Source organism: Ottowia sp. SB7-C50, from assembly GCF_033110285.1.
Lineage (GTDB): Bacteria > Pseudomonadota > Gammaproteobacteria > Burkholderiales > Burkholderiaceae_C > Ottowia.
In genome coordinates, this window is the sequence record NZ_CP136995.1 from 451,760 (window position 1) to 477,842 (window position 26,083).

General features: G+C 61.3%; 24 protein-coding genes. 7 read left to right on the forward strand and 17 right to left on the reverse strand.

Going from position 1 to position 26,083, the window contains the following annotated elements:
- Window positions 1–107 precede the first annotated feature (107 nt).
- The 7 genes from R0D99_RS02190 (at window position 108) to R0D99_RS02220 (ending at window position 2,848) form a co-directional block, all read left to right on the forward strand.
- Window positions 108–626, forward strand: coding sequence for a hypothetical protein (locus tag R0D99_RS02190; protein WP_317749752.1), 519 nt, complete (start codon window positions 108–110; stop codon window positions 624–626).
- Complete coding sequence (locus tag R0D99_RS02195) at window positions 619–840, forward strand: hypothetical protein (protein WP_317749753.1); 222 nt, start codon at window positions 619–621, stop codon at window positions 838–840. Before R0D99_RS02190 ends, R0D99_RS02195 begins: the two co-directional genes overlap by 8 nt.
- Before the next feature lie 79 nt (window positions 841–919).
- Window positions 920–1,225, forward strand: coding sequence for a DUF6127 family protein (locus R0D99_RS02200; RefSeq protein WP_317749754.1), 306 nt, complete (start codon window positions 920–922; stop codon window positions 1,223–1,225).
- Window positions 1,222–1,449 carry a hypothetical protein gene (locus R0D99_RS02205; RefSeq protein WP_317749755.1) on the forward strand — a complete coding sequence of 76 codons (228 nt, stop codon included), beginning with the start codon at window positions 1,222–1,224 and terminating at the stop codon, window positions 1,447–1,449. The genes R0D99_RS02200 and R0D99_RS02205 overlap by 4 nt, the downstream gene beginning before the upstream one ends.
- Window positions 1,446–1,955 (forward strand): lysozyme, encoded by a 510-nt coding sequence (locus tag R0D99_RS02210; RefSeq protein ID WP_279841838.1) that lies wholly within the window; start codon window positions 1,446–1,448, stop codon window positions 1,953–1,955. Before R0D99_RS02205 ends, R0D99_RS02210 begins: the two co-directional genes overlap by 4 nt.
- Window positions 1,952–2,449, forward strand: a complete 498-nt coding sequence (locus R0D99_RS02215; protein ID WP_317749756.1) for a hypothetical protein — start codon at window positions 1,952–1,954, stop codon at window positions 2,447–2,449. The genes R0D99_RS02210 and R0D99_RS02215 overlap by 4 nt, the downstream gene beginning before the upstream one ends.
- Window positions 2,450–2,557: 108 nt before the next feature.
- Window positions 2,558–2,848: a hypothetical protein gene (locus R0D99_RS02220; protein ID WP_317749757.1), complete on the forward strand. Its 291-nt coding sequence runs from the start codon at window positions 2,558–2,560 to the stop codon at window positions 2,846–2,848.
- 4 nt (window positions 2,849–2,852) lie between these two features.
- Here the strand turns inward: R0D99_RS02220 and R0D99_RS02225 are convergent, their stop codons facing one another.
- From R0D99_RS02225 to R0D99_RS02305, 17 genes are all read right to left on the reverse strand, one after another.
- On the reverse strand, window positions 2,853–3,800 hold the full coding sequence (locus tag R0D99_RS02225) for a COG2958 family protein (protein ID WP_317749758.1): 948 nt from the start codon (window positions 3,798–3,800) through the stop codon (window positions 2,853–2,855).
- 25 nt (window positions 3,801–3,825) lie between these two features.
- Window positions 3,826–6,897 (reverse strand): type I restriction endonuclease subunit R, encoded by a 3,072-nt coding sequence (locus tag R0D99_RS02230; protein WP_317749759.1) that lies wholly within the window; start codon window positions 6,895–6,897, stop codon window positions 3,826–3,828.
- Window positions 6,884–8,980, reverse strand: a complete 2,097-nt coding sequence (locus R0D99_RS02235) for an NADAR domain-containing protein (RefSeq protein WP_317749760.1) — start codon at window positions 8,978–8,980, stop codon at window positions 6,884–6,886. The genes R0D99_RS02230 and R0D99_RS02235 overlap by 14 nt, the downstream gene beginning before the upstream one ends.
- The gene (locus tag R0D99_RS02240; RefSeq protein WP_317749761.1) at window positions 8,980–10,014 is read right to left on the reverse strand and encodes a hypothetical protein; all 1,035 of its coding nucleotides are present in this window, start codon (window positions 10,012–10,014) and stop codon (window positions 8,980–8,982) included. Before R0D99_RS02240 ends, R0D99_RS02235 begins: the two co-directional genes overlap by 1 nt.
- On the reverse strand, window positions 10,011–12,401 hold the full coding sequence (locus R0D99_RS02245) for a class I SAM-dependent DNA methyltransferase (RefSeq protein ID WP_317749762.1): 2,391 nt from the start codon (window positions 12,399–12,401) through the stop codon (window positions 10,011–10,013). Before R0D99_RS02245 ends, R0D99_RS02240 begins: the two co-directional genes overlap by 4 nt.
- 11 nt (window positions 12,402–12,412) lie before the next feature.
- Window positions 12,413–14,131: a DUF262 domain-containing HNH endonuclease family protein gene (locus R0D99_RS02250; protein ID WP_317749763.1), complete on the reverse strand. Its 1,719-nt coding sequence runs from the start codon at window positions 14,129–14,131 to the stop codon at window positions 12,413–12,415.
- Between the two features lie 15 nt (window positions 14,132–14,146).
- Window positions 14,147–15,049 (reverse strand): WYL domain-containing protein, encoded by a 903-nt coding sequence (locus R0D99_RS02255; protein ID WP_317749764.1) that lies wholly within the window; start codon window positions 15,047–15,049, stop codon window positions 14,147–14,149.
- Window positions 15,050–15,386: 337 nt separating this feature from the next.
- Window positions 15,387–16,883 carry an efflux transporter outer membrane subunit gene (locus R0D99_RS02260; RefSeq protein WP_416366014.1) on the reverse strand — a complete coding sequence of 499 codons (1,497 nt, stop codon included), beginning with the start codon at window positions 16,881–16,883 and terminating at the stop codon, window positions 15,387–15,389.
- A 22-nt stretch (window positions 16,884–16,905) separates the two neighbouring features.
- The gene (locus R0D99_RS02265; RefSeq protein ID WP_317751182.1) at window positions 16,906–17,319 is read right to left on the reverse strand and encodes a cytochrome c; all 414 of its coding nucleotides are present in this window, start codon (window positions 17,317–17,319) and stop codon (window positions 16,906–16,908) included.
- A gap of 59 nt (window positions 17,320–17,378) precedes the next feature.
- Window positions 17,379–18,098 (reverse strand): ABC transporter ATP-binding protein, encoded by a 720-nt coding sequence (locus tag R0D99_RS02270; RefSeq protein WP_317749766.1) that lies wholly within the window; start codon window positions 18,096–18,098, stop codon window positions 17,379–17,381.
- A gap of 2 nt (window positions 18,099–18,100) precedes the next feature.
- Window positions 18,101–19,315, reverse strand: a complete 1,215-nt coding sequence (locus R0D99_RS02275; RefSeq protein ID WP_317749767.1) for an ABC transporter permease — start codon at window positions 19,313–19,315, stop codon at window positions 18,101–18,103.
- Window positions 19,312–20,463: an efflux RND transporter periplasmic adaptor subunit gene (locus R0D99_RS02280; protein WP_317749768.1), complete on the reverse strand. Its 1,152-nt coding sequence runs from the start codon at window positions 20,461–20,463 to the stop codon at window positions 19,312–19,314. The genes R0D99_RS02275 and R0D99_RS02280 overlap by 4 nt, the downstream gene beginning before the upstream one ends.
- Entirely contained in the window at window positions 20,460–21,077 is a 618-nt protein-coding gene (locus R0D99_RS02285; protein WP_317749769.1) for a TetR/AcrR family transcriptional regulator, read from the reverse strand. The genes R0D99_RS02280 and R0D99_RS02285 overlap by 4 nt, the downstream gene beginning before the upstream one ends.
- 188 nt (window positions 21,078–21,265) lie before the next feature.
- Window positions 21,266–22,630: a hypothetical protein gene (locus R0D99_RS02290; protein ID WP_317749770.1), complete on the reverse strand. Its 1,365-nt coding sequence runs from the start codon at window positions 22,628–22,630 to the stop codon at window positions 21,266–21,268.
- Window positions 22,631–22,633: 3 nt separating this feature from the next.
- Entirely contained in the window at window positions 22,634–23,518 is an 885-nt protein-coding gene (locus R0D99_RS02295; protein ID WP_317749771.1) for a plasmid partitioning protein RepB C-terminal domain-containing protein, read from the reverse strand.
- The gene (locus R0D99_RS02300; RefSeq protein ID WP_317749772.1) at window positions 23,515–24,414 is read right to left on the reverse strand and encodes a plasmid partitioning protein RepB C-terminal domain-containing protein; all 900 of its coding nucleotides are present in this window, start codon (window positions 24,412–24,414) and stop codon (window positions 23,515–23,517) included. The genes R0D99_RS02295 and R0D99_RS02300 overlap by 4 nt, the downstream gene beginning before the upstream one ends.
- Window positions 24,411–25,976 (reverse strand): recombinase family protein, encoded by a 1,566-nt coding sequence (locus R0D99_RS02305; protein WP_317749773.1) that lies wholly within the window; start codon window positions 25,974–25,976, stop codon window positions 24,411–24,413. The genes R0D99_RS02300 and R0D99_RS02305 overlap by 4 nt, the downstream gene beginning before the upstream one ends.
- Window positions 25,977–26,083: the final 107 nt, after the last annotated feature.

Sequence of the window (26,083 nt, forward strand, 5' to 3'; positions counted from 1 at the left end):
CACGCTCAACGGTATCCCGTTGGGCTGGAGCATCGATTGGGGCCTGACCGACTGGAACGTCCCGTCCGGGGTATTCACCCAGCAGGGTACGTGGATGGAAGCCCTGATTGCCATTGCCAGTGCGGCCGGGGGGTTACCTGATCCCGCACCCGTCCGACCAGAGCATCCGCGTGCGCCACCGTTATCCGGCTGCGCCCTGGGAGTGGAACACCGTCACGCCAGACTTCGTGCTGCCCGTCGATGCGGTGGCCCGCGAGTCGCTACGCTGGGTAGAGAAGCCCGGCTACAACCGCGTGTTCGTGTCCGGCCAGGATGTCGGTGTGCTTGGGCAGGTGACCAGGGCGGGTACTGCCGGGGATGTGCTGGCTCCGATGGTGGTCGATGCGCTGATCACCGAAGCCGCTGCGGCGCGCCAGCGAGGCATCTCGGTTCTGGCCGATACCGGGCAACAGATCGAGGTGAGCCTGCGCCTGCCGGTGCTGGCCGAGACGGGGATCATCGAGCCGGGTGCGTTCGTCGAGTACCAGGACGGCAGCGTGACCCGGCTGGGCATCGTGCGCTCGACGCAAGTCGAGGCAGGAATGCCGGAGGTCTGGCAGACCTTGGGGGTGCAGAGCCATGCATAACCTCTACGAGCAGTTCCGCCAGCTCATCCCTGAGCCGCCATTGCAGGCGGGCACGGTTGTGGGCGTCGGCTCCGGCGTCGTGACCGTCGCCTTGCCCGGCGGCGGCTTGATCCGCGCACGCGGCAGCGCTGCCATCGGCCAGAAGGTGTTCGTGCGTGATGACGTCATCGAAGGCGGCGCACCCAGCCTGACGCTGGAAATCATCGAAATCTGAAACCCATCTTCCTGATCACCCCTGAACCCGCCTTGGTGCCACGTGCATCAGGCGGGTTTCGCATTTCTGGAGACCCGCAATGACCGAACCCGAACAACAACCCGCCGCCCTCGTGGAAAACATGCTCCTGCTGCGCCGCGAGGACTTTGACGATCTGCTCGACCGCGCCGCCGAACGCGGTGCAGAGCGTTGCCTGGCCCACCTCGGGCTGGAGAACGGCAGTGCGGCGAAGGACATCCGCGAACTGCGCGATCTGCTGGAAGCGTGGCGCGATGCCCGCCGAACGGCGTGGCAGACCACCGTCAAGGTCGTGACCACCGGCATCCTGGCCGCGCTGCTGGTGGGGGCTGCCATCAAGTTGAAGCTGATGGGAGGCGTGCAATGACTGCCAAGCCGAAGATCTGCCTACTGGACGACTGGCGGCGCGTGTTGCGACGGGCCTGGAGCATCCGCTTCTCGCTGCTGGCCGCTGCCTTCACGGCGGCGGAAGTCGCGGTGCCGCTGTTCGGGGACGTACTACCGCGCGGCGCGTTCGTGCTGCTGGCCTTTGCCGCCAGCATCGGCGCAACCGTAGCTCGCATCGTGGCTCAGCCGGAGATGCACCGATGACCCGGCCACCATCACCAGCGATACGCAGGACGGTGGCCGGACTGACGCTGTCCGCTGCCGCCCTGGTTGGCATCGTGCTGCACGAGGGCTACACCGACCGTGCAGTGATCCCCGTCAAGGGCGATGTACCGACCATTGGTTTCGGCACCACCACCGGGGTGAAGCTGGGCGACACCACCACGCCGCCAAAGGCGCTGGCTCGGGCTCTTACCGACGTGCAGCAATTCGAGGGGGCGCTCAAGCAATGCGTGACCGTGCCCCTGGCCCAGCACGAGTACGACGCGCTGGTGAGCTTTTCTTACAACGTCGGCAGCCGCGCGTTCTGCCAGTCCACGCTGGTCAGAAAACTCAACGCCGAGGACTACGCGGGAGCCTGTGCCGAGCTGCTGCGCTGGCGCTTCTTCCAGGGCAAAGACTGCGCACTGCCCACCAACGCGCGGCTGTGCGGCGGGCTGGCTACGCGGCGAGAAGCCGAATACCGGCAGTGCATCGGGGAGGCGTCGTGAGCGTGATTCCGTGGCCGTACCGGCTGCTGGCCCTGGCGGCGCTCGGCGTCGCTCTGGTTGGCTTTGGCTGGATCAAGGGGGCGAGCCACGTTCAAGCGCAATGGGATGCCGCCATCCAGCAGCAAGCCCTACAGACCGCCGCCGCCCGCGAGCGGCAGGCGCAAGCCACCGTCAAGGTCGTCACCCAGTACGTCGACCGTGTCCGCGTCGTCCGCGAGAAGGGCGACACCATCATCAAGGAGGTTCCCGTCTATGTGCCCGTTCAAGCCGATGCTGCTTGCACTATCAACCGTGGCTTTGTGCGCCTGCACGACGCTGCCGCCGCCGGTGAACTGCCCGAGCCCGCCCGAGATGCTGATGCGGCCGCCACAGGCATTGCGATCTCTGCCGTCGCCGGAACCGTTGCTGCCAACTACCAGACCTGTCACGAGAACGCCGAGCAGCTGAGGGCGTTGCAGGCTTGGGTCAGCGAGATGGCATCCACCACCAAGTAGTCAGCGCTTGACGACTTCGCAACATCTGATCGTTCCATCCCGAATGCGCTTGGCTTTCAGCCCGAACAGCGCGTTCATGACATCCGTACCCACCACGGAGCATTGACCATGAGTAACCGATTCAAGCACGCCGTCATTGACGACGTGACCTCGCGCAACATCGACGCCAGCCTGCAAGAACATCTGCTCGACCTGTTCGAATCGGCCATGAAGTCGGTGGCCACGACGCTGGTGCGCGAGGCCAAATTCGACACCACCGACTTCGCCACCGCCAAAGGGCGCGGCTGCGAGGGGTTCACGCTGCTGGTGAGCCGCACCCGCAGCGACTCGCGTGACGGCTGGTTCGGCGCGTTTCAGCGCGGCGACGAACGCCTCGACGTCGTGGGCCACCTGGAATAGGCGGTCAATCGTCCAGTTCGGGAACGTCCCAGTCCGCTGGGCGCGCCTCGCCAGTCTGGTAGAACTGCTTAACCAGCTTCACGTATTCCAGAAAATCCCGGTTCTCCGTGGCCAGCCTGTTGGCCATGTCCCAATCGATCTCGTCGCGCTCGCGCGCCGGTATCAGCACTTGACTGTCGGCAGGGTTGTCCACGTCCAGCTTGATGAAGCCGATGCCGTGGGCGGCGAACAGCATCCGCAGTTCCTTCAGCGTATCGGTGCCGCCGATTTCCGCCGCGACCAGATAGCCGAAATTGGCCCACGACGAATTCGACACCGCCTGGAAAAAGCATTCACGCACGTTCGAACGGTTGATCAGCAGCTTGGCCTCGAACGACCACAACTTGGTGCGCTTGTCGGAATACTGCGTCACGCAATCGCGCACTTCGCGGTGCCATTCCTTGCTCAAATCCTCCATGCCGACCACATCCGGATACAGCCAGCGGTTGCCATTGGGCCCGCGCTTGTTCGATGAGCGCTTTTCGTCGATGCGCTTGGAGAAAACCCCGAACTCCTCCCACAGATATTGCGACAGCAGCGGGTAGAGCGCGTGTTCGTCGATCTTGGGCGACCCTGAGTCCTCCGCTGACGTGACCGTAGTGCCTTCACTCTCGACCGCTGCCACCTCGGCGCTGTCCGACCGCTCCGAGTAGTAATGCTTGCGCGGCCGCCCCTCGGTCGTCTTCAGCTCCAGATGCTTCCTTTGCAGGCGCGGCAACTGGGAACTGATCTCGCGCACGATCTGCTGCAACAGATCGGCATCCGTTTCGAGGCGTTGGCTGCTCTGTTTCTTGGCCTGACACTGCTCGGGATAGGTGGCAAACACCCACTCGGCGATCTGACGCGCGGTGAATTTCTCATCCGGGTGCGCCTTGAGGTAGCCGACGACGGTTTTCGCCAGATTCAATTCCATACCCATTCCTCTCTCGTCCCGGTCATCACGCCGACGCACCGGTCTGCGGCGGGGCCTTCGGCGGCACCACGCCCGGCTGATAGGTCGCATCGAACACCGTGTCCGTCAGCCAACGCTTGAAATTGGGGTTGTCGCTGAACTGCTTGAACAGTTCGGTGTGGTCGGACAGCAGCTCCAGCACCACGCGGTTGAGTGCCTTGTCGTGCTCCAGCTTGGCGTTTTGCTTGTCGGAGTTCGCCTGCGCGTTCTGGTAGGCCTTGTCCTGCGCTACCCGCGCTGGGATTTCCTCGGCGATGACCTTGCGGATCTTGTCCTCGTCCTTCCACTCGATGTTGCCGAAGAGGTCGTTGAAGGTCTTGATGATCGCGGAGAGCCTGTCGATGTCGGCTTCGCCTTTGCCGCCTCCACCACCGGGCGGCACCGGATCGACGGTGGCGTCGGCATCGTCCATCGCCATCTTCAGCGCTGCTTTGGCCTCAACCCGGTAGCTGTCCATGTCGATGGTCTCCAGCACCCCTTTGGAGAGGTCTTCCTCCTTGGGCGCGGGCAACTTGGGGATGAGGAAGTTCAGGAAGATCGACAGCTTCTCCCACGTCGGGTGACCGTAACTCAGGATCGCGGCGAGGAAACCGTAGCTGCGCACGAAGGCCTTGGCCTTCCCCTTGAACTTGACCTGATCGTCCTCGCCGAGCTGGTCGGTGTATTCGACCACGCACGCATCGAGGATCGGATCGAGTTTGTCCCGGTCAGCGCCGCTCAAGTACAGCGACACCAAGTCTTCCACCTGCTGCCAGCTATACACCTGCTGCCCGTCGAGTTCAGCCTTCAGGTCGTGCAGCTTGTTGGCGTCGGTTTCGCCGGTCTGGATGGTGGCGCGGTAGTAGTCCTGGAACGCCGCCTTCACTGCCTCGGCGTTGTCGGCGAAGTCGAGCACGAAGGTGTCGTGCTTTTGCGGATGTGCCCGGTTCAAACGTGACAGGGTCTGCACCGCCAGCACGCCCGCCAACGGCTTGTCCACGTACATCGTGTGCAGCAAGGGCTCATCGAAGCCGGTGACGAACTTGTTGGCAACGATCAGGAAGCGATACGGGTCTTGCTTGAGATTCGCCGGAATGTCCTTACTCGGAAACCCATTGAGATCGGCCTCGGTCTTCTTCTGACCACCGATCTCGAAGTCGCCCGAGTACGCCACGATGGCCTTGTACGGGCTCTTGATCTGGGTGAGGTAGTCCGACACCTCGCGCCAGTAGTCGATGGCCCGCGCGATGCCGTTGCACACGATCATCGCCCGCGCCTTGCCGCCGATCTTCTGTTTGCCCGCAACCTGTGCGATGAAGTGATCGACCATGATCTCGGCCTTGCGACGGATGGCCTTGTCGTGCGATTCGACGTAGTGGCGGATCTTCTTCAGCGCCTTCACCTTGTCGAATTCCGGGTCGTCCGCCACCGTCTTGGCCACTTGGTAGAAGCTGTCGTAGGTGGTGTAGTTCTCCACCACGTCGAGGATGAACTTCTCCTGGATCGCCTGCTTGGTTGTGTAGGTAAGCTCTTCCGGCGAGCGGAACTGCACCTTGTCGCCGACCAGGGTTTTCTCGCCGAACAACTCCAGCGTCTTGTTCTTGGGCGTGGCAGTGAATGCGAAGTAGCTGGCGTTGGCGAGCAGCTTGCGCGAGGCGATGCGTTTCTCGATTTCCGCGTTCACCGCATCCTGCGTGCTGTCCTCCTCGAACTCCTCCTCGGCAACCTTGCCGCCGAGGGCTTCGTGCATCCGCGCCGTGGTTTTGCCGCCTTGGCTGGAATGCGCCTCGTCGATCAGTAGCGCGAACTTCTTGTCGCTGAGGTCGCCCAGCTCATCGAGGATGAACGGGAACTTCTGCACCGTGGTGACGATGATCTTCTTGCCTCGGCGCAGGTACTCGCGCAGTTCCTGCGCGTTGTCGGAGTGGCCGAAGATGGCCGCCACATGGTCGTAACCCTTGATGGTGCGGGCAATCTGTGTGTCCAGCGCGCGCCGGTCGGTGATGACGACGATGGAGTCGAACTGCGCCGTCATCGGGTCGTCCTTGCGACGCAACTCCACCAACTGGTGCGCCAGCCAGGCAATGGTGTTGCTCTTGCCGCTGCCCGCCGAATGCTGGATCAGATATCGCTTGCCCACCCCGTCGGCGTGGGCCCGGCGCAGCAGGGCGCGCACCGTGCGCAACTGATGGAAGCGCGGGAAGATCTGCTTGCGCTTCTTGCGTTTCTTTCCGCTGGTGTCCGCTTCTTCCTCTTCCACTACCTGCGCGTAACTCTCGATGATGTTGGCCAGCGACTCGCGGGTCAGCACCTGTTTCCACAGGTAGTCGGTCTTCAGGCCATCCGGGTTGGGCGGGTTGCCCGCGCCACTGTTCCAGCCCTGGTTGAACGGCAGGAACCACGAGGCTTTGCCCTTCAGCTCGGTGCAGAACGCAGCCTCCGCGTCATCGACCGCGATGTGCGCAACGCAACGGCCCAACTGGAACAGCAGCTCCTGCGGGCTGCGCGTGGTTTGGTACTGGACGATGGCGTCGGCCAGGGTCTGCTTGGTCAGCGAGTTCTTCAACTCGAAAGTCAGCACCGGCAGGCCGTTGATGAAGATCGCCAAGTCCAGTTCGTTGCCGGAATCGTTGCTGTAGCGCAGCTGCCGGGTGACGCTGAAGATGTTCTTGCCGAAGGCATCCGCTGCGGCGGCGTTGCCCGGCGTCGGCAGCAGCTTGTACAGATCGACGTGTACCGGCCCGTGGCTCACGCCCTTGCGCAGCACGTCCACAACGCCGCGCTTGGTGATCTCGCCCTGCAGCCGGTGCAGGAACTGGGTGCGCTTGATGCCGTCCGCCGCCAGTTCCAGCGTTTCCACCGCCTTGGGCTGGGTGGCCTGCAAGAAGGCCAGCAACTGCGCCACATCCAGCGCTACATCGCGGTTGTAGTCGGTGGGCTTGCCCTGCACGTAGCCGTTGTGGGTGGCGGCAAAGTCGGTGGGAGCCAGCGCATGGCTGTACTCGGGCTGCGGCACACCGGTCAAGCCGCGTACCACGCGCGCCTCGAACCAACGCTCGCTGGTGTCAGTCTTCGCCATCACCATCCTCCTCTTCGGTCACATCTTCGTTTTCATCGCCCAGCGCGGCCAGCGCCGCGTCGTCCACCACGTCGTCCGGGCCGGGTTGCCAGCCGCGCACGTCCACTTGACCGGTGACCACATCGGCAATCTGACGGTCGCGGTATTCGCGGATTAGCTTGATTTCTTCTTCGGTGCGGGCAATCGCGTCATCCAGCGGCTTGCATTCGTCGGTGATCCAGCGGCAGATGGTTTTTTGCTCTTCGACGGGTGGTAACGCGATGACTGCGTTCTTCACATCGTGTTTGCCGAGTGCAAAGCGCGTGACGCCGGTGGCGAGAACGTGGAACTGCTGCGCCGTGCGCGCCGAGCCGATGGCGCGAAACAGGAACTCTCCCAACACGCGATCCGGTACGGGGCGCAGCAAGCCGAGGTGATACGCGCAAACCACGCCGGGCAAATCCTCCGGCACCCACGCGGGTACACCGATGTCGTCCGGCGTTTCGGAATCTTTCGTCAGAATGACATCGCCCGCTTTCAACGTCAGGCGGGCGATCTCTGCCGCCGTCGCTGTGGCGCGCATCAAGTCCATATCGTCGGTGATGCGGTCATTCTTGTAGACGTCGGTGTAATTGCACAGGCGCACCGGTGTTTCGAGGTCGTGTGAATGTTTGTCCACCCCGCTGAAGCGCACGTCCGCGACGTGCTTAATGAGGGCTACTTCCCAATGCTCCGGCACCTCGCCCAGCCATTCGATGCCGGACGGCTTCAGCGAGACCGCAGCGTCGAGGCCGCGCGTGACGGCGTGGTCGATGATGCGCAGTTTCTTTTCGGTGAGCAGCCTGATGAGATCGCGCTTGGCCTTGATGAAGCGGGCGATGTGAGCGTCCTGCGCTCGTAGGTAGGCGACGATCTGGTCTTGCTCGGGGCGCGGGGGCACGAGCGAGGGCATCTGCTTAAAGGACTCCCAATACAGCCGGTTGCGATCCGCCACGATGCCGCGCGAGAACTTGTTGACCTCCTGCATGTACGCCGCCGTGCGGAACAGGTAGCTGTAGTAGCTGCTGTTGGCCTCGTCGTAGGGTTTCACCACGACATAGGCCGGGCTGACCAGCCCGTCAACTGGCGCGGGGCCGACCGCGCCTTGCCACATCCGCATCATGTTGTAGGCGATGTCGCCTTTGGCTGCGCGTTTGTACTTCTCCTTCTGGCTCATCACCTGCTTGCGCTTCAGGTTTTCCATGTCACGCACACGTACGCCGGTGCGCAGCGACACTTCCAGAATGGGTAGATCGGGGAAGCCCGTTTCGACGCGATGACCGAATAGGCGGCCATTGCGCAGCACTTGCCAGCTTTCAGGTATATGCGGTACCCAAGGAAGACCCGATGCGCGAAAGGCTTGATTTACCGTCTTGGCTGGAACAACCGGTGCCGGATCAGCTACAGCCTCGACTGCGATGGCTGTGTCCGCACCGAATAGGGAGCCCTGCTCCTGTACTTCGGCGGCCTGCGGCGTTGGCAGTCCCACTGCCACTTCAATCGCCTGCCCGAACAGCAGGAACTGTGGAATGTCCGGCGGTGCGATGTCCAGGGCTGCGTCGCGCCCCTGCTGCTTCACCTGCTCGCGCAACTCCATCAGCAGCCTGCCCAAAACGTTCATGCCAACCAGCGTGTCGCCGTCGTCAACGACCTTGGCTCCCCAAAAATCGTCCTTGCGCGATTCCTCGACGATGGGTCGCTCGCCAGTCTTCAGCAGCAACGTACTGAAGGCGTTCCAGTTGTTGGCCAGCTTCATGCGCAGGCTCCAGCGCATAATGCGCACGCGCACCTGATCCCAATCCGGGCGCGAATCCTTACGGTAGGGCTTGCTCCGCATTTTGGCCGTCATAGGGCTGATCTGGCCGATGATCAGCTTCTGCACGTCGGGAAGATGCGGAAAGCGGCAGGCCTGATACAGCGCCTCGGAGGTTAGTATCCGTACCCCATTAACATGGATCGGGTAGCCCCCCGCCATGTTGGATAGGCCACCAAACGGTTCGTCGGTCTTGAGGAAGACGACGCTGTCCTTGCGGCTGTAAGTGCGACTCTGATCTCTTCCGCTCATCAGAGATCGCCTCCGGTCAGATCGGCAAACATCCTTCTCATCGCCGTCTGCGTGTTCGTGGTTCGCGGGAAAAGCGGATACCACGGCGCATCCACCCAGAACGCCAGCGGCGCGTTGTTGGGGCAATTGCGGTAGGTGACGATGAGCGAGCCGAAGCCCAGCGTTTCCAGCGTCATGTGCCCCAGGGGGCGCTGGACGGCACTGAGGTTGGGGCAAATCTGCCGAATGTGGACACCGGCTTTCAGGAACTCCTGTTCCAGCAGAATTTTGGCCGCGTCGCTGGAGAACAGACCCGCAGCGCCGGGGTTGCCAGCGGCTCTGAGCGTGGGCGGGTACCGCATGGCAGCCACATGGGCTTGCACCGCAGGATCGTTCGGGATCGCCGTCGGGCGCAGCACGTCCGACGTTGCGCTGTAGGTCTTTCTGTCCTCGAGCTCGATGGCGTGCCACCACGTGATATCTATATTCTTTCCCGAACCTCGGATGACTTCTTGAATCTTGGTGTTCGCGTAATACCGTCCGCCACTGTGCTCTGCGATGCAGATCACATGCACCTTAGCCTGCGCGGGCGCGTTGCCACCAATCCATCCTTCCAGATCACGTCGCACGCGGTTGCCGGTGAAAATGCCGTCATCCAAATAGATGAAGACTTCGTCACCTTGCCCGCAGTCGGCGATGCCGAATCCGTGCTCATCTTCCAGTTGCTCGGAGAACAGGGCGAGCATGTCGGTTTGGCTGCTGCCACCGCCCTGAATATCGAGGAAGCTGGCAGATCGCCAGAACCTGTCGGGTCTGTCGCCGGTGAGCTTCTGAGTGCGCATCGCACCACGGAGGAACTTGGCCACGTCCTCTTTCGAGAAGTAGATCTTCTTGAGTACGTGGTCGATCTCTTGGAGGATGGGCAGCTGCACAGCAGCGTCGAATTGCTGCACCCAATGCTCGACGTGGTCGGGGATGGGCTGCGGGAGCGAGCCGCCCCGATAGTCCTGAATCGTGTTGGCGATGGACGCCACAAGGTCGATACGTTGGCTCATGCGGGCACGCCTCCCACGATCTTGTCCAGCAAGCCTTCGGTCTGCTGCTCCAGCTTCAGGATGTCGGCGCGGATTTCTGCCAGCGTGCGCAGCGGCGCGGGCTTGTAGAAGTAGCGGGCGAACGAAATCTCGTAGCCGATCTGGGTCTTGTCGGTGGCAATCCAGGCATCCGGTGCGTGCGGCAGCACCTCGCGGGCGAAGAAGGCATCGATACCGCCCGGCTCCTTCAACGGCACCTGCTCGGTGTCGCGCAGATCACTGTCGGGCTCGTACTCGACCATGAAGCGATCTTTGCCCACGATCTCCAGGTACGCGCCATCGAAACCGGGCTCGAAGTGTTCTCCTGCCTTGAGCTTGCTGCGCCTGGCGATGACCGGCGGCGCGGTTTCGTCGCGCCAGCTCACCGCCTTGTAGATGGTCTTCTTCTCCGGCGCGCCGAGCTTGTCACCCTGCGCCTTGAGCGCAGCATCGAAGCGGGCGCGGAATTCGTTGTGGTCGTCGAACACGGCGCTGCCCAGTGCCTTCTGCGCCCGTTGCGCCACCTCCATCAGCCCCTTGTCGCGCTGCCACGTCGAAGCATCGAGCAGCTTCTTGCGGCGCTTGGCGGGCACGGCCTTGCGGGTTGTGGTGGCTTCGCCGTCATCACTGCTCTCGCTGTCTTCGCTGTCGTCGTCTTCGTTCTCGTCCTCGCCCTTCAGCCACGCCTCGATGGCTGGCTTGCGCTTGGCGAACTCGCTGTAGAGCGTCTCACCGTGGGTGGCGTATATCTCGGCGCGCAGCGCCTCGTCGCCGGTGGCAAACCGCAGGGGCTCGATGCGTTCGTCTGAGAGCTGACTTTTCAGGCGCAGCGGGCGCTCGACGGTGATCTTCCAGTAGCCGAAGTCCTGGGTGTCGAACCATTTCGACTCGGCGGTTTCCTGCGCCTCGCCGAGGTAGAGGTCGAGGATTCGTTGGATGTCTCCGTCCGAGAGCTCGCAGTTCTTCTTGCCGAGATTACGGCGCAGCGGCTGGAACCAGCCGCTGGCGTCGATCAACTGCACCTTGCCACGGCGTGCTTCGGCCTTCTTGTTGGCCAGCACCCAGATGTAGGTGGCGATGCCCGTGTTGTAGAAGATGTTGAGCGGCAGGGCGATGATGGATTCGAGCCAGTCGTTCTCCAGCACCCAGCGGCGGATGTTGCTCTCGCCCTGGCCTGCGTCCCCGGTGAACAGCGCCGAGCCGTTATGCACCAGCGCAATACGGCTGCCCAGCGGCGTGTTGTGCTTCATCTTCTGCAGCTTGTTCACCTGGAACATGAGCTGCCCGTCGCTGGAGCGGGTGAGGAGCTTGAACTCGTTGTTGCCCGCGTGGCTGACAATGAAACGCGGGTCGTTGAACTCCTTCTTGCCGCCCATGCGCTCCAGATCGGTCTTCCAACTTTTCCCGTAGGGCGGGTTGGAGATCATGAAATCGAATTCGCGGCTGCGGAACTGGTCGGCAGACAGGGTGGATTTGTCTGCGCCACCGACGATGTTCTCGGCTTCCGCTCCTTCCCCCTTCAAGAGCAGGTCGGCCTTGCAGATGGCGTAGGTTTCGTCGCTGATTTCCTGGCCAAACAGGTGGATTGACACTTCCTTGCCGTGCTGCTCGGCCAGTTCGTGTAGCGCTTCCTCGGCCACGGTGAGCATGCCGCCGGTGCCGCAGGAGCCGTCGTAGAGCGAATAGGTGCTGGATTCGATCCGGTCGGCCACTGGCAGAAACAGCAGCTTGGCCATGAGCTGCACCACGTCGCGCGGGGTGAAGTGCTCGCCTGCCTCTTCGTTGTTGTCTTCGTTGAAGCGGCGGATCAGCTCCTCAAACACCGTGCCCATGCCATGGTTGTCCAGGGCGGGCAGCTTGATGCGGCCGTCGGCATCCTTCACCGGCAGCGGCGCGAGATTGACCTCAGGGTCGAGGAAGTCGTCGATCAGGTAGCCAAGGACGTGGGAATCCACCAGCTTCTGGATCTGGTTGCGGAAGTTGAACTTGGTGAGGATTTCCTGCACGTTGGGCGAAAAGCCGTCCAAATACGCAATGAAGTCATCGCGTAAGCGCTGGCCTGCTGCGCTGGCCTTGAGCTTGGCCAGCGTGAATTCCGAGACGTTGTAGAAGGCTTGGCCTGCCGCCATGCGCAGCGCGCCGTCCTGCTCGGCCACTTTGTGGGTGTCCAGGAACTTCTTGCGCTCGAGCACCGCGTCTTTCGTCGCTTCGAGCACGGCATCGAGCCGCCGCAATACGGTGAAGGGCAGGATCACATCGCGGTACTTGCCGCGCACGTAGACGTCGCGCAGGCGGTCGTCAGCGATGTTCCAGATGAAGTCGGAAATCCACTTGATCTGGCTTTGGTCTTGTTGTTGTTTCTTCTGCATTGATACGTTCCTCAGCTCGCCGCCGTGCCTGTGGAGACTGCGAGATTCCAATGGTCTTTGAGGACGCCCACAAGGCGTTTCTGGCGTTCGGCCAGAAGCGTGGGCGTCCACTCGTTCTCTGATCTGACTTCCTGCGTCAGCACGAAGGGAGACGCCTTGCCTTTGCCCCTGAAGTAGGCGTCCTTCTTCTTGGCAAAGTCGTAGTTGCTTGCAGACGAGTTCTTGTTCCTATCCAGCGGAACCAGATTGGCCAGGCGGTGCGTCCAGCCATCGCGCTCGTCTTCATCCGGGAACCACTTGATCCAGTCCGAACCGTCGGGCGGGGTTTGCGGCAGAACGTGCTCCAGAGACACTGCATCTTGGAGCTGCACGCCGGGGGCGCGCACCAAGGACTCAAGGCGCAAGACCAGCGCCATCCGTGCCTTGGGCAGATCGTCGTAAACGTCTCCATCGAGTGCCGCGACGAACTTGCGCTTTTGCGCGTCTGTCAGTGTCAGCGTGGTGAGCGCAGCCAGATCTCCCTTGAAGGCCTCCGGTTCAATTTCCTTGGTGAGCGCAGCGTAGGTTTCTATGCGCTCATTGATGCCCACCTTTGTGACCAACAGGAAATAGGTCAGGCGTTCCAGTGACTGGAAAAACTCTGCGAGTAGTTTGGGTTGCTGCCGGAAACGCTTGAAGTAGACCAGTGCCGGGGGCACCCAGTCCTTGAAGTCCACGCGGTTGAGCCAGGACAGGTGTTCGTTGATCGTCTCGGCGTGTTCGGTGGCCTCGAAGTCGGCATCGCGCACGAAGTCCCACACTTCGGCGTAGGGTTTGATGACCTTGTCGACGAGGTCGATGGGGGTCTTGTACTCGGTGACGTGCTCCTGGAACTCCTTGACCAGGATGTACTTCTGCTTCTTCTTGGCGTAAATGCTGCGGATGTGGCCAAACAGGTCACCGAAGGCGTCGCGGCCCAGCGAACTTTCGATCCGGCTCCACTCTTTTGCGTAGGCGCGGCTCTTGATGTCGCCTGCCGTAGTGCGGATCAGGCCAAGGACCTGCGCCTTGATGATGTCGATAGGCGCGAGGTCGAGTCCCCGGTTGTTGAGTACGGAGAAGATGCGGTATGCGGCTTCGAGGTCGGGCGTGGAGATGACAACCAGCGAGCAGTCGTTGGCGAGGAACTGCCACAGCGCAATGAGGTCGGCAGGCGGAAGCGCCTTGGCCTTTTCGAGCAGCAGCGTGGCGTTTTCACGGTAACGCAGACGGCTGTCTTTCAGCTTGTCCGTACTGGCGACCAGCTGTGCGATGCCACCCGGTTCCTGAATGTTGGTGCGGAAGAAGTCGGCATCCTCTTCGCGAGCTGTCAGGCGGTACTCGTTCTTCTCGCCCAGACTGACCTTGCCCTTTTTATAGAGGAAGTCGGTGATGTCATCTGCCGCATCCGGCATCACGGTGCGCAGCACAGCAAAAAGCATCGTGAGCGTGGACAAGCGCTGCTGGCCATCGACCACCGATGACTTCGGGTCACGGTCATTTTTGATCAGAACAATGCTACCGAGGAAGTATTGGCTGCTGGCTCCGGAGACGCGCGCGTCCTGCATCGCCGAATACAGATCATCGAACAACTCTGTGGCCTGCTCGGTTGTCCAGGCGTAGGGGCGCTGGTAGTCCGGAATCTCGAACTGGTAGCTGCCTTCGAAGATCTCCCGGATCAGTTTGTCGTGAGCTTCAAGTGTCTTGGCCATTGGCGTTCTTCTTTCCTATCGCTTCTTTGGGCTGCTCGGGGCTTGGTAACCCGGAGCCAGCTTGGCGTTCTCGACGCCGTACAGCGCCAGCGGATCGCTGAGCCACAGGCGGTACTGTTCTTCCTTTAGACGGTGGTCGGGCGAGCAGTCCACGCTCCAGCGCAGCAGCATGTAGCCAGCTACCGCTGCGCGCACACGCATCCGGATCGAGCCGTCGGTCATCCCGTAGTCCATCTTGATGATCTCGGGGCGCTCAAGGCGCGGGTGCGGCACGAAGTCCAGCTCGACGATGCGCGTCCACTGGATGTCGTTGTCCGGCCGCTCAAAGGCCTGTGGCTCCTCGTCGAGCAGCGTTGGCGCTTCGATACGGGTAACGACGAAGTCCCGAAACTCTCCGCTCTTGCGATCAAAGGCTCGGACGTGCCAACGCGGACCGGTGTCCACCAGGGCAAAGGGCACGATGACCCGCTCGGACTCTCCGCTGCTCATCGAGTGGTAGCGGATGGCGACGGGTCGCTTGGCGTGGATCGCCCGGCAGACCGGGGCCAACACATCCATCCTGGGATTGCTCAGGGCGGTGGGTGACTCGCACGGCAGCAGCGGCTGCGTTGCGCCGTTCACGCCATCGCCGAAGCCCAGAGCCAGCGCCGACAGCACGCGCTGCGATGCGTGATCGAACAGAGGGGAGAACGCCTGCCCGATGCGGTAGATCTTGTTGCTGCCGTCGAAGGTGATGTTCTGCGGCGCGATTTCTCGGTACAGCGCCAAATCGCGTGTCGCCCCTGCCGGAGCCACGCCGAAGCGCTCAATCAGGTCTGGGCGACCGATCTCACCGAAGAAGTAGAGCCGGAAGTCGATGTAGGCCAGCCGCTCGCGCTGGGCGTGGCTCAAGCTCTCGACGCGCTGGGGTTGAGTCACCGAAGGCTCCTCATCCAAGGCGGACGACCGAAAGACTGCGATTGGTTTTATATTGGCGCATTGGTAAGCGGTTTACATCATCAAACTGATGACATTATGCGCGGCAAACCGACTTCCAACAACCCAAGCGTGCCCCTGCCGCCGGTTGCCAGTTCGATTCCGTGTTTGGGGATTGAACCGGTGCCCGTAGATTCACTGCTGGCCGAGCACGCTACCTATACGGCAAATATCCGCGTGTTCCGAATTCAGAACCCTGCTGGTCATGCACGGACGTTCACGTTTGACCGAGGGTGGCGTGAAATTGCCTTGAGAGCCCCGTGCTGATTGAAATCTGCCGTTATTTTCGTGACGCCACTTCCTTGATCCCTGCATTGCCCCCACCGAGGGATTGATACAGAGCAACGCTATCGGCTAGGCGCTGTGCTTGTGCGGCCACCAGGCCGATTCGGCTCTGCTGCGCCTGCTGTTGCGCAATCAGCAGCTGCGTGTAATTGGCTGCACCGAGCGCATACTGGCGTTTCACGGATTCGAGCGACGATTGCGCGTATGTGTCGGCAGCAGCAAGGGATGCCAGTGATTGCGCATCGTGATCCAGTGCACGCAAGGTATCGGCCACGTTGCGCAATGCGTCAAGGACTACACCTTGATATTGTGCGGCAGCCGCATCCAGTGCCGCCAGTGAAGCGCGCTTTTCAGCAGGTAAGCCCGGATTGAATAGTGGTTGCGTCAATTGCCCCAGCACGCTCCACACGGCCGAGCCACCGCCAAACAACGCCCCAGTCGTTAGTGCCTGAGAGCCGAGGTTGGCGCTGAGATTGATTTGCGGGTAGAGCTTGGCCACAGCAACGCCATAGTCGGCATTCGCGGCGTGCAGCAGCGCCTCAGCGGCCTGAATGTCGGGCCGACGGCGCACCAGCTCTGACGGCAATACCACGGGCAGATCAACAGGCAGTTTGAATTCGTCCAGCGTGAAACCGGGAACGTCTGCCGAGCCCGGCGCTTGCCCGCTGAGCGTAGCCAACAGATGCTCGCTCTGATCGAGTTGCTTGCGCAGCAAAGGCAAACCAGCCCGCGTCTGCTCGGCTTGGGTCTGCAATGACAACAACTCATCCGGGGCAGCTTGCCCCAAGCGCACTCGCGTTCGAGTGACGGTAATCTGTTCTTCCTGCGCATCGATCATGGCTTGGGTGGCGCTGATTTGCGCCGTCAACCGAGCTCGCAAAATAGCCGTGGTGGTAATGTTTGCCGCAAGCGTCAGGCGCGCCCCATCCAATTCGTAGCGACGATAATCGGTGCGGGCAGCCAAAGCCTCCAGCGCACGCCGATTGCCACCTGCCAGATCCAATCGATAATGCACTCCAACGCTGGCGTTGTAGAGGCTGAATTCCCTTGCATCACCTGTCTGCCCGAGAGCGCTGGGACTCATTCGTTGGCGCTGCGCTCCGAGCCCCGCATCAACTTGCGGATAGAGGGTTGAACCCGCCTGGGCAGAGTGCAGTTCCTGTGCCTGACGCAGGGTGGCTCTGGCGGCCACCAAGGTTGGACTGCTCTCAAAGGCGTTCTCGATCAGCACATCGAGCCGGGGTGATCCCAGTTTTTTCCACCACTGCGCATCCACATCTTCACTCAGTCGGAATTGCTGTGCCTCTCCCAATGGTGTTTTTGCTGAGACAGTTTTCGCAGGTAATGACGCAACCGTGTAGCGTGATGCTTCGGGCGGTTCCGGACGAGTGAATTCCGGGCCGACAGCACAACCAGTAACCAGTCCGACGAGCATCAATGAAATGAGCGTTCTGGCAGGCAACCAGCAAGGGCGAGTAGGACAACCTTGCATGGCTTCGCCGCCAAAATCGAGATTAACGGCTTCCATAGAAATGCTCCACGAAAGGTTGGCGGAAGCTCTGATGACAGCCGAGGCAGCTTTGCTGCACTTTGGCAAAGGCGGCAATTACGGCCTGGCCGTCACGACGCTTGGCGGCTTCTCCCATTGCCGTCGCCGCGTCGTGAGCCTGTCCATCAAAACCACGAAACCTTCCAGCATCGCTGCCAAGCCACGAGAGGATGCGTACCTTTTCTGGCAAGGGCGGTTCGGCGTGACTGGCGATCTTGGGCGCAAGCGCTGCAACCAGCACCCAGTCCTCCTTCGATATCGCTCCCGTGGCGGCTTGCATATCTCGCCCAAGTCTTTCCATGACGCCGCGTAGCGCCAAGGGCTTTGTCGCCTCGGTAGACAATCCACTGTCTGCCATCGCGGAACCGGCCAGCACCATGATCGCCGCCGCCGCAATCGTTGAGATGGTTTGTTGGAAGTTGTTCATGAAGTCTCCATTCAGTCGAAACTGCGCCCCTCACCTGCTTCCTCGTGGGTGATGCCGTCGCGGATGTGGTAAATGCGCTTGAAGGTTGGGATGATTTTTTCATCGTGGGTCACGACGATGACAGCGGTCTCGAAGCGCTTGGCCATGTCGTTAAGGATGCGAATCACCGCCATTGCACGTACCGAATCCAATGGCGCGGTGGGTTCATCGGCCAAAATCACTGGCGGCCGATTGACCAACCCGCGCGCAATGGCGACGCGCTGCTGCTCGCCGCCGGAGAGCTGGGACGGCATGGCTTTGGCGCGATGTTGCACGTCCAACGCCGTCAGCAGCTCCAACGCCCGGACGCGCGCCTCCTCATTAGGAAGGCCCGCCAACATCGGCAGCAGCGCGACGTTGTCGGTGACATCCAGAAACGGGATCAGATACGGTGCCTGAAATACGAAGCCAATCTTGTCGCGGCGCAGCGCCCGCAAATCGCGCACTTTCCAGCCATTGTCAAAGATGGTTTCATCACCCAACACCATGCGACCGGCGGTCGGGTCGATCACCGCACCAAGGCATTTGAGCAGGGTGCTTTTGCCTGAACCCGAAGGCCCGATCAGGCCGACGACTTCGCCGGGAGCGACGTGCATATTCACGTCCTTCAAGGCCAGAACTGCCGTATCGCCTTCGCCGTAGCGCTTGGATAGCCCCTCGATGTGAATGCCCTTTCCAGTATTTTCTACCATCGTCAGCCTCCGATCGCTTCGGCCGGATCGACCTTGAGCGCCATGCGGATGGCAACGATGCTGGACAGTACGCAGATGACCAACACGGCGAAAAATCCCAAGACTGAATCGACCGGTGTTAACAACACATACTTGGGGAACAGCGGGGCGGCAAAGGTGGCGCTGATTTTTCCGACCACAAAGCCGATCACACCCAGCACCAAGGCTTGCTGCAGAATCATCCCAGCGATGGTGCGGTTACGCGTACCGATGAGCTTCAGTACCGCAATTTCTCGTATCTTGTCCATCGTCAGCGTGTAGATGATGAAAGCAACAATGGCGGCGCTGACCAATGCCAGAATCACCAGAAACATGCCGATCTGCTTGGCCGATGTGGCAATCAATTTGCCCACCAATATGGATTCCATCTGGGCGCGGTCATACACGGTGAGTCGCTTCCAGCGGCGGATCGGTTCGGCCACTTCTTCCTGTGAGAATTCGGGCTGGATACGCACCAACACGGCGTTGACCGAGCTGTTGCTGGTCTGTGAGGCGATCACGGCATCGAGCAGCCCCGGCACACCGGGGCGGTTGAAAGCCGGGTTGGCTTCGGTGCGCCGACGTTGCATCAGAATCGCATCGTTGTCCTTGAGAAACTGGGCTTCCTGTGCATCCTTGAGCGGGATGAACACCATCGGGTCACCGCTTGATGACACCATACGGCGCGTGAGGCCAACCACCGTGTAGTGGTTGCGGCGAATTTTCAGAACATCTCCCAACTGAAAGCCGGCAGCGATATCCGCGACCGCCTCATAATGGCCACGCGTGATCTGCCGACCGGCGACAAGCTGTGGCGGCCACCCTGGTGTTCCTGCCTCACCGGCGGTGATGCCGACCACCATCGCACGCACATCCTGGTCGCCTGCATTCGATTGTCTTGCGACCTGCATCGTGAGATAGGTGACATTGGCTGCTTCTGCCACGCCCGGCATGGTGCGGATGCTGCGCCACACATCATCGGGAATGCTGGAAGATTCGGCGTAGGGGCCGAGCGTGTCTTTTTGCACTACCCACAGATCCGCGCCACTGTTGTCGAGCAGTACCTTGCCGTCGTCGACCATGCCGCGATACACACCCGCCATCGTGAGGGTCACGCCGATCAAGAGCCCCAATCCGACGCCGGTAAAGATGAACTTTCCCCATGCATGGAGAATGTCGCGCCCGGCGAGGCTGATCATGGCGAAACTCCAGCCAAGCGCTCGACGATGTGAATTCGGCTCTTCGCGCTGAGGATTTTGTCGCTGTAGACGACGACACGATCACCCGCCGCCAATCCATTGGCTACCTGCACATGGCCGTCGAGATCAGCACGTCCCAGTGTGAGTGGCACAAATGTCAGATCGCCATTTACCAGTTTCCATACGCCACGCTTGCCATTGACGGTGCGCAAGGAGGCATTGGGAATCGTCGGCGCTGCGGGCAATTCATCCAGTCGCACAGTGATCTCGGCCAACTCGCCCAAAGGAGGGAGGGGAGTTGGTGGCGTATCGAAAATGATTTTCGCCAGCGTTTCTTCCGTCACTGCGTCAGCACGCGGCTCGATGCGCATCACCCGGCCAGCAAGAACGTTTGACTGGCGTGAACGCAGAGTAATCTTGGTAGGCAAGCCCGGTGCCAACCCATTGGCACTGATTTGATCGAACCGCGTCTCTATCCACAGACTGGTCGGATCAATGACTTCAACCACTGCTTGCCCCGCGACCACCGTGGTGCCCGGATCGGCATCGCGGGTGGCCACCAGCCCGGCCACCGGGGCAATCAAACGCAGATTGCCGCGCTGCGCGCGCAATGCCTCCAAATCTGCACGCAAGCGAACAGCATCTTCACGCGCAGCAGTTAGGGCAGCATTTGCAATGGCCAATTCCTGACGCTTGATTGCGGTGCTTTCTTCACTGGTGCCGCGTACCGCCAGCAACTGCTCATAACGGCTTGCTTGCGTCTGCGCAAAATCCTGCTTGGCCGAAGCCTGCTTCAAAGCGGCTTCTGAGCTCTTGATCGCTGCCTGCTGTGCGACGATGCGATCATCCAGATCCACCGCGTCCATCTCTCCGAGTACCTGACCGGCCTTGACCACATCGCCGACATGCACATCCAGTCGCTTGAGGCGCCCGGCAAAGGTAGGGCCGATTTTGTAGGTGTAGCGTGCTTGTACCGTGCCGATACCGAACAGCGCCGGGGAGACCGTCCGGGACTCGACCGTGCTGACTGTGACTTCGGTCGGAGCCAACGGCCCGGATCGCGCGGCCACATAAATGAATAGCAACAGGAGCGGCACGATGACAGCGATAAGTGCCAGTGTGCGGCGTTGCAGGCGTGGAAATTTCATGATGCGCTCCCGACGTGGCCGATTCCTCGCCGATAAATCGCAAATACACCCACTGCGTCACGACGCATGCGCGTGACGTCACCGGCTAACAAAGACTGCATCACCAGGCCCTGAATCGATCCGATGAACGACACCGAGGCTGCCTCGATGTCCAGTTGTGCATGCAACTCCCCTTGTGTCTTGCCTGCCTCGAGCAGGTGCTGCAGCCGCTCGCCGTAGCGGCGAATCAATGCCTGCACCATCTTCTTGGGCAAGGTATCGCCCGGGCGCTGCAATTCGCCAAAGAGCATCCGTGGTACGCCTGGATGTTCGGCAACAAAGTCGATGTGCGCCATAAACACAGCTTCCAGCGCCGCCATCGGCGATGTCGCACTTGCCGCTGCTTTGTCGACACGGGCGAGCAGACGCTCGGCCACCCAGTCCATCACGGATTCCAGAATCGCGTCCTTGGTCGGAAAATGACGAAATAGCGCGCCTTGGGTCAGCCCCATGCGTTGTGCAATGGCAGTGGTCGTGATGTCGCTCGGATTCTGTTCGGCGGCAAGTTCGACAACCGCCTCAACCGTGGCCGCTCGACGCTCTTCGGCAGGGAGATGCTTGGAATGACTGCTCATGGATCGCCTCATAAAGTAAGTAATCCATTACTATCTTACTGGAGGAATCGATCAGTAGCAAGTCAGGGGGCCGTGTTTCCTTCATCGCCAAGGCGTGCGGCGAAATGAGCGAAAGCAGCGAAATGAGTGGATCAACAATAACTTACGAACGTTTTGACAGCGCGAAAAGAGCGAAATGAGCTTTCGCGCTACATGAGCCGATACACCCGCGTCGGCGTGCCCGGCGCGTCGACGGGGCGCTCGACCCACTGCACGGTGATCTTCGGCGGCGTGGCCACCAGCAGATGCTCCAGACTGGCGTCGATCCGCGCCTTGGGCACCTTGCCACGGAAGCACTCGGCGCTGATCTGGCTGCGCGTGGCCTGACCGCGCTCACGCAGAAAGGTCAGAATTCGGTTCGACAGTTCCTGCACCTTCGCCAGCTTGGCTTCCTCGGCGGCACTGACAAACACGAAGCGCACGGATGCCGTGGCATACCGAATCCACGCCATCGCCGCGTCTATGTGCTGGACGTCGATCCGGGTTTGCAGGTCGGTCAGTGCCATCAGCATCGCCAGCCGCAGCAGTATCGGGGCTCGGCGCTCCAGTAGTGCGCCGACGATGCCATCACCGAGGTCGTCGTCCAGTTCACCCCGGTAGAGCTGGGCGTAGCGCCACTGCGCCTGTGGCGACAATTCCATCCGCAGGTGGTCGCGCTCCTCGTATCGGTCGGCGCGGACGAAGGCCAGCACACCGAGTGTCCGGCGCGCCAACTGCTCGACCACGGCCTGCGGGGTTTCCTCTGGAAACGGCAGCATCCGCGTGCGCTCGGCCCAGGTCATCAGGAAGCGGTTGGCGAAACCGTTGGTGAGTTCGCGGGCACTCATCAGGCTGGTCAGTTCGCCCGGAGAAATCGCGCCGCTCAGGCAGACGTGCGGGTCACTGGCGTAGAGCCTATTCGACTTGGTGGCGGGTTTGAGGTCGATGCCATCCCAACAGTCGCGCAGGGCCGCCGACAAGGTGTTGCCGTCGCGCCGCCCTTGATGCAGCACGTTGGCGAACTCGGACTCGACCACCCACAGCCGCTTGTCCTCGATGGCAGGTACGTCCTGCCGATTTTGCCGGTAGCCGTCGTGCATCAATGCCACCAATCCCTCGCGCGTGGACAGGCCGCCACGGTGAATCTGCGGCGCGAAGGTGTTGTCCATCGCCCGCAACGCCTGATCGATGCGCAGCACCAGCGACACTGCGTCGCCCTTGCGGCCCCGGCCCGAACGCCCAATGTGCAGGCAGAACAGTCGCGCGTGGTGCCGGGTGTTGCCGATGGGCAGGTACACGCCGCGCCCAACCGCGCAGGACAGGTAGGCCATGAAGTTGGCGGCGATGGCGTAGGCGTTGGTCTCCGTGCCGTCACTGCCCGCGCGAGCAACATCACCGATCAGACCGTAGAGGCAAGCGGGATCAGCGTCCGGGGCATTGCGATGGGCGACCACGGTTGCACCGTCGTCGTCATCGAAGACGTCAAGCGACGACTCGGCGTGAGATGCCGGAGTGGTATTGACGATACGGCGCATTCGTCATTTGCCGTCCAGCGCTACGGTCTGGACGATGTTCTCGAACTCGGCCAGCACGTCCGGTTGGCGCTTGGACAGAAAACGGAGCACTGCTTTGTTGCCGATCAGCTTGCCGAGGTAGCCGCGCGCCAGCACCAAAAGCAACACGTCCTGACCGTAGGACTTCTCAACCAGCTTCAGTTGGTTTTGGATGTTTCCCATTTCGCGCTCCATCTTGACCATCTGTTCCGCTGTCACACCGGAGAGCTTGCGGGGCCGCTTTTCGTTGACCAGCAGATTCGGCGGTGTCGCGGCCAGCAATGCCTCGGCGTAGGCGACGGTCATGTTGTTGGCCGTGAGCATCAGTTCCACGCACTCGACCTGCCGCGTGGGCTTCATCTTGCGCAGCACCGAGCCGAGGTTGGCCGAGAAATGTTGATCCTTCAGCATCTCGACCGCTTCCGGGCAGATGCCGTCGAGCAGGCTCACTTTCTTGTGGATCTGGCTGATGTCCACATTCAACGCCTTGGCCAGGCGGTCTTGCGTGACGCCACGCTCGACGGCGCGCCGGAGCATGTGGTGTTCCTGAATGGACGTGATGCGGTTTATCCGGTTGTTGTAGGTGTAGCTTTCATCGTCGGTGGCGATCAGGCACGGCGCGTCGGTATAGCCGATCTGCTGCAGCGCCAGCAGGCGCATGTGCCCGTCGAGCAGAATGTGCTGACCGGTTGCCTTGTCGGCCTTACCCACGCTCAAGGGTTCGATCAATCCGACGGACTCCATCGAGGCCACGATCTGCTTGAACTTGCGCGACGCCTGCAGGCCTTCCGGCGGCCTGCGCGAAGGAAGAATCCGATCCAGCGTCAGGATGATCGGCTCCGGGATGAAGCCCAGCGGTGGCTTGTTCATGCCGCGTGACCTCCGCCCCAGACGCGTTCTGCCAGCTGCTTGGGCAAGGTGTCCAAGCCTTCGGCTCGCAGCAGATTGGAAAAATGCTCGTCAGCCAGCAGCTGGCGTAGCGCTTCGATCACGAACAGCAGGCGCTGCTGCGTGAACTCGGCTTTCTTGATGGTCAGTTTCTGCCGCTCGACCTCGTTCTGATAGTTGCGCACCAGACTGGTGGTCGTGACAGGCGCCCCCTTGCGCGTGGGTCGGTTTTTCAGCGTCTTGCCAAGGGTGCTGCGCCGCTGCAATACACGCCGCGCCTGCATCAGTTGCCCGCCGCGCAGCTGACCGCTTTCGTAAGCATCCTGCAATGCGGCTTGCACAGACTCTTCATCGCCCGCGCCTGCGATGGTGATGGCGACATTGAGTGGAACCCGTCCCGACTCCACAGCGGCCAGCAGGCGCTCCTCGCCGTTCTCGAAGAGAAGCAGAATACCCTTGATGTAGTCGAGACTCAGGCCGGTCTTCTGGGCAATGACCCGCTTGTCGTAACCCTGTTGGCTCAACTGCTCGATGCTCATCAGCAGTTCCAGCGCGCTGTATTTTCGGCGGGCGATGTTCTCGGTCAGGCTCATGATGAAAGCGTCCTCATCGTTGACCGCGACGACCAGTGCCGGAATTTCCTTCTCGCCAAGTGATATGAACGCCTTGAGCCTGCCTTCGCCGCAGATCAGCAGGTAGCGTTTGCCGTCCTCCAGGCCGTCGCGCGGCGTGACTGTGACCGGTTTTTTCAGGCCGATGTTCTTGATGTTGCCAACGATCTCCTCGAACACACGGCCATTGCGGTCGCGTGGGTTGAGCACCGCGATCTGATCGACCGGAATCATTTGCAGGTCGGTGGTTTGATGTTGTCTGCTCATGCTGCCCTCCGGATACGGCTGCGCTCGGCCATCGCATAGAGGTAATCCAGGCTGTCGAAGCGATAGCTCTCGAACTCGATACCGTTGTGATCGGCCAGATGGATACGTGGCTGGCCAAAGTCCAGGCGCGGCAACAGGTAATAGTCCAGCGGGGCCTGATTGGTTTCATCGAGCCGGACGGCGACCGTGATGTCCGGCGTCAGGCTCGTGTCGAAGCGCACCTTCCAGCGGTGGCGACCGTTGTCCAGCAACTGGCAGCGTGACAGCACCAGTGAGACGGTGAACTCGCGGTTGACGGTGAGCAGGTCGTTCACCGGATCGCGCACGACCGCGCCGCCGACCTCGGAGATCATCCGCTCGGTCTGGCCGACGACCTCCGGGTGCAGGCGACGCAGAAACTGGTTGACTTCCAGATACTGGTAGTCCCGATCCGGCGTGAAGCCAACCGTCTGGTAGGCGCGGATCAGGCTGCCGAAGCGGTGCGCGTAGGCCGCCGACGATGGCATGCCTTCCGCTTCGTCGATGATCAGGCCGGAGAGGTAGCCGTGCTGCTGGAACAGTCGGCGCAGCTTCTCGATCAGTTCGTCGTTGCTGAAGCGATGCGCCCGTGCGCGCAGGATGCCCTGAGCCGTGTAGAACAGATCCGGCGGCACGATGCCATCGAATGCACCTTCCTTCTTGATCCACATCTCGGGGCTGTTCACCACGCGCGTTTTCTTGAGCTTGAAGGAGCGGCGGTTGTAGATGTTGTTGCCGATGTATTTCTCGTTGGACAGTACTTCGCGTACCGTGGCCCGCGTCCAGTCGCGCCCGAGGTCGGTCTGGATGCCTTTGGCATTGAGCCGCTCGGCGATTTCCGATTCGAACAGCGCGTCCTCGATGAACCAGCGGTAGATCTGGTTGACGATGGCGACTTCGGCGTCCGGGCCGGGCTGCAAGATCACGCGGTCGGTTTGCAGGCTCTTGTGCTCGCCGCGAGCCAATTCACCTTTGAGCGTGCCGGACTGATCGATCAGCACACGTCGCAGTCCATAGCCAGCCGGGCCACCCTGGCGGAAACCCAACTCAATCAGGCGGCACTGCCCGGCAAACACTTTGGCCGACAATTCGCGGCTGTATTCGCCTGCCATCGCACGCTTGACGCCCTTGACGATGGTCGACACAGGCGAGCCGTCGTTTTCGAACTGCTCGGCACAGTAGGCCACCTGGATGCCCGCACGGCGGCAGATGTATTCGTAATAGGCGCTCTCATCGGCGTCCTGGAACCGGCCCCAGCGGCTGACGTCATAGACCAGAATGATCTGGAAGTCCGCGCTGCCTGTCTCGACGTCCTTGATCAGCTGCTGCAGCGCCCGCCGCCCATCGATGCGCAAGCCGCTCTTGCCCTCGTCGGCATAGGTGCGAACGATTTCTATGTTGCGCCGAGCCGCGTACTCGCGGATTTTGTCGGCTTGGTTTTCCGTCGAATACTGCTGGTGCTCGGTCGACATCCGCACGTACTCGGCGGCCCGAAATGTCGGTGGCTGATCCGCCCCCGGAATGGAGAACTCTTCTGCCTGCATAGACCCGATCACTTTATGTTGTGTGAACTTGCTCTCGGGCCTGCCTTTCACCTCATTGGCATAACCGTGACCTGCACTGCGCGGCCGGAATGCACATGGTTGAAATT

Coding starts and splice junctions, on each gene's coding strand:
- R0D99_RS02195 (WP_317749753.1), top strand. CDS start 619: ATGCATAACCTCTACGAGCAGTTCCGCCAGCTCATCCCTGAGCCGCCA.
- R0D99_RS02200 (WP_317749754.1), top strand. CDS start 920: ATGACCGAACCCGAACAACAACCCGCCGCCCTCGTGGAAAACATGCTC.
- R0D99_RS02205 (WP_317749755.1), top strand. CDS start 1,222: ATGACTGCCAAGCCGAAGATCTGCCTACTGGACGACTGGCGGCGCGTG.
- R0D99_RS02210 (WP_279841838.1), top strand. CDS start 1,446: ATGACCCGGCCACCATCACCAGCGATACGCAGGACGGTGGCCGGACTG.
- R0D99_RS02220 (WP_317749757.1), top strand. CDS start 2,558: ATGAGTAACCGATTCAAGCACGCCGTCATTGACGACGTGACCTCGCGC.
- R0D99_RS02225 (WP_317749758.1), bottom strand. CDS start 3,800: ATGGAATTGAATCTGGCGAAAACCGTCGTCGGCTACCTCAAGGCGCAC.
- R0D99_RS02230 (WP_317749759.1), bottom strand. CDS start 6,897: ATGGCGAAGACTGACACCAGCGAGCGTTGGTTCGAGGCGCGCGTGGTA.
- R0D99_RS02235 (WP_317749760.1), bottom strand. CDS start 8,980: ATGAGCGGAAGAGATCAGAGTCGCACTTACAGCCGCAAGGACAGCGTC.
- R0D99_RS02240 (WP_317749761.1), bottom strand. CDS start 10,014: ATGAGCCAACGTATCGACCTTGTGGCGTCCATCGCCAACACGATTCAG.
- R0D99_RS02245 (WP_317749762.1), bottom strand. CDS start 12,401: ATGCAGAAGAAACAACAACAAGACCAAAGCCAGATCAAGTGGATTTCC.
- R0D99_RS02250 (WP_317749763.1), bottom strand. CDS start 14,131: ATGGCCAAGACACTTGAAGCTCACGACAAACTGATCCGGGAGATCTTC.
- R0D99_RS02260 (WP_416366014.1), bottom strand. CDS start 16,883: ATGCAAGGTTGTCCTACTCGCCCTTGCTGGTTGCCTGCCAGAACGCTC.
- R0D99_RS02265 (WP_317751182.1), bottom strand. CDS start 17,319: ATGGTGCTGGCCGGTTCCGCGATGGCAGACAGTGGATTGTCTACCGAG.
- R0D99_RS02270 (WP_317749766.1), bottom strand. CDS start 18,098: ATGGTAGAAAATACTGGAAAGGGCATTCACATCGAGGGGCTATCCAAG.
- R0D99_RS02275 (WP_317749767.1), bottom strand. CDS start 19,315: ATGATCAGCCTCGCCGGGCGCGACATTCTCCATGCATGGGGAAAGTTC.
- R0D99_RS02280 (WP_317749768.1), bottom strand. CDS start 20,463: ATGAAATTTCCACGCCTGCAACGCCGCACACTGGCACTTATCGCTGTC.
- R0D99_RS02285 (WP_317749769.1), bottom strand. CDS start 21,077: ATGAGCAGTCATTCCAAGCATCTCCCTGCCGAAGAGCGTCGAGCGGCC.
- R0D99_RS02290 (WP_317749770.1), bottom strand. CDS start 22,630: ATGCGCCGTATCGTCAATACCACTCCGGCATCTCACGCCGAGTCGTCG.
- R0D99_RS02295 (WP_317749771.1), bottom strand. CDS start 23,518: ATGAACAAGCCACCGCTGGGCTTCATCCCGGAGCCGATCATCCTGACG.
- R0D99_RS02300 (WP_317749772.1), bottom strand. CDS start 24,414: ATGAGCAGACAACATCAAACCACCGACCTGCAAATGATTCCGGTCGAT.
- R0D99_RS02305 (WP_317749773.1), bottom strand. CDS start 25,976: ATGCAGGCAGAAGAGTTCTCCATTCCGGGGGCGGATCAGCCACCGACA.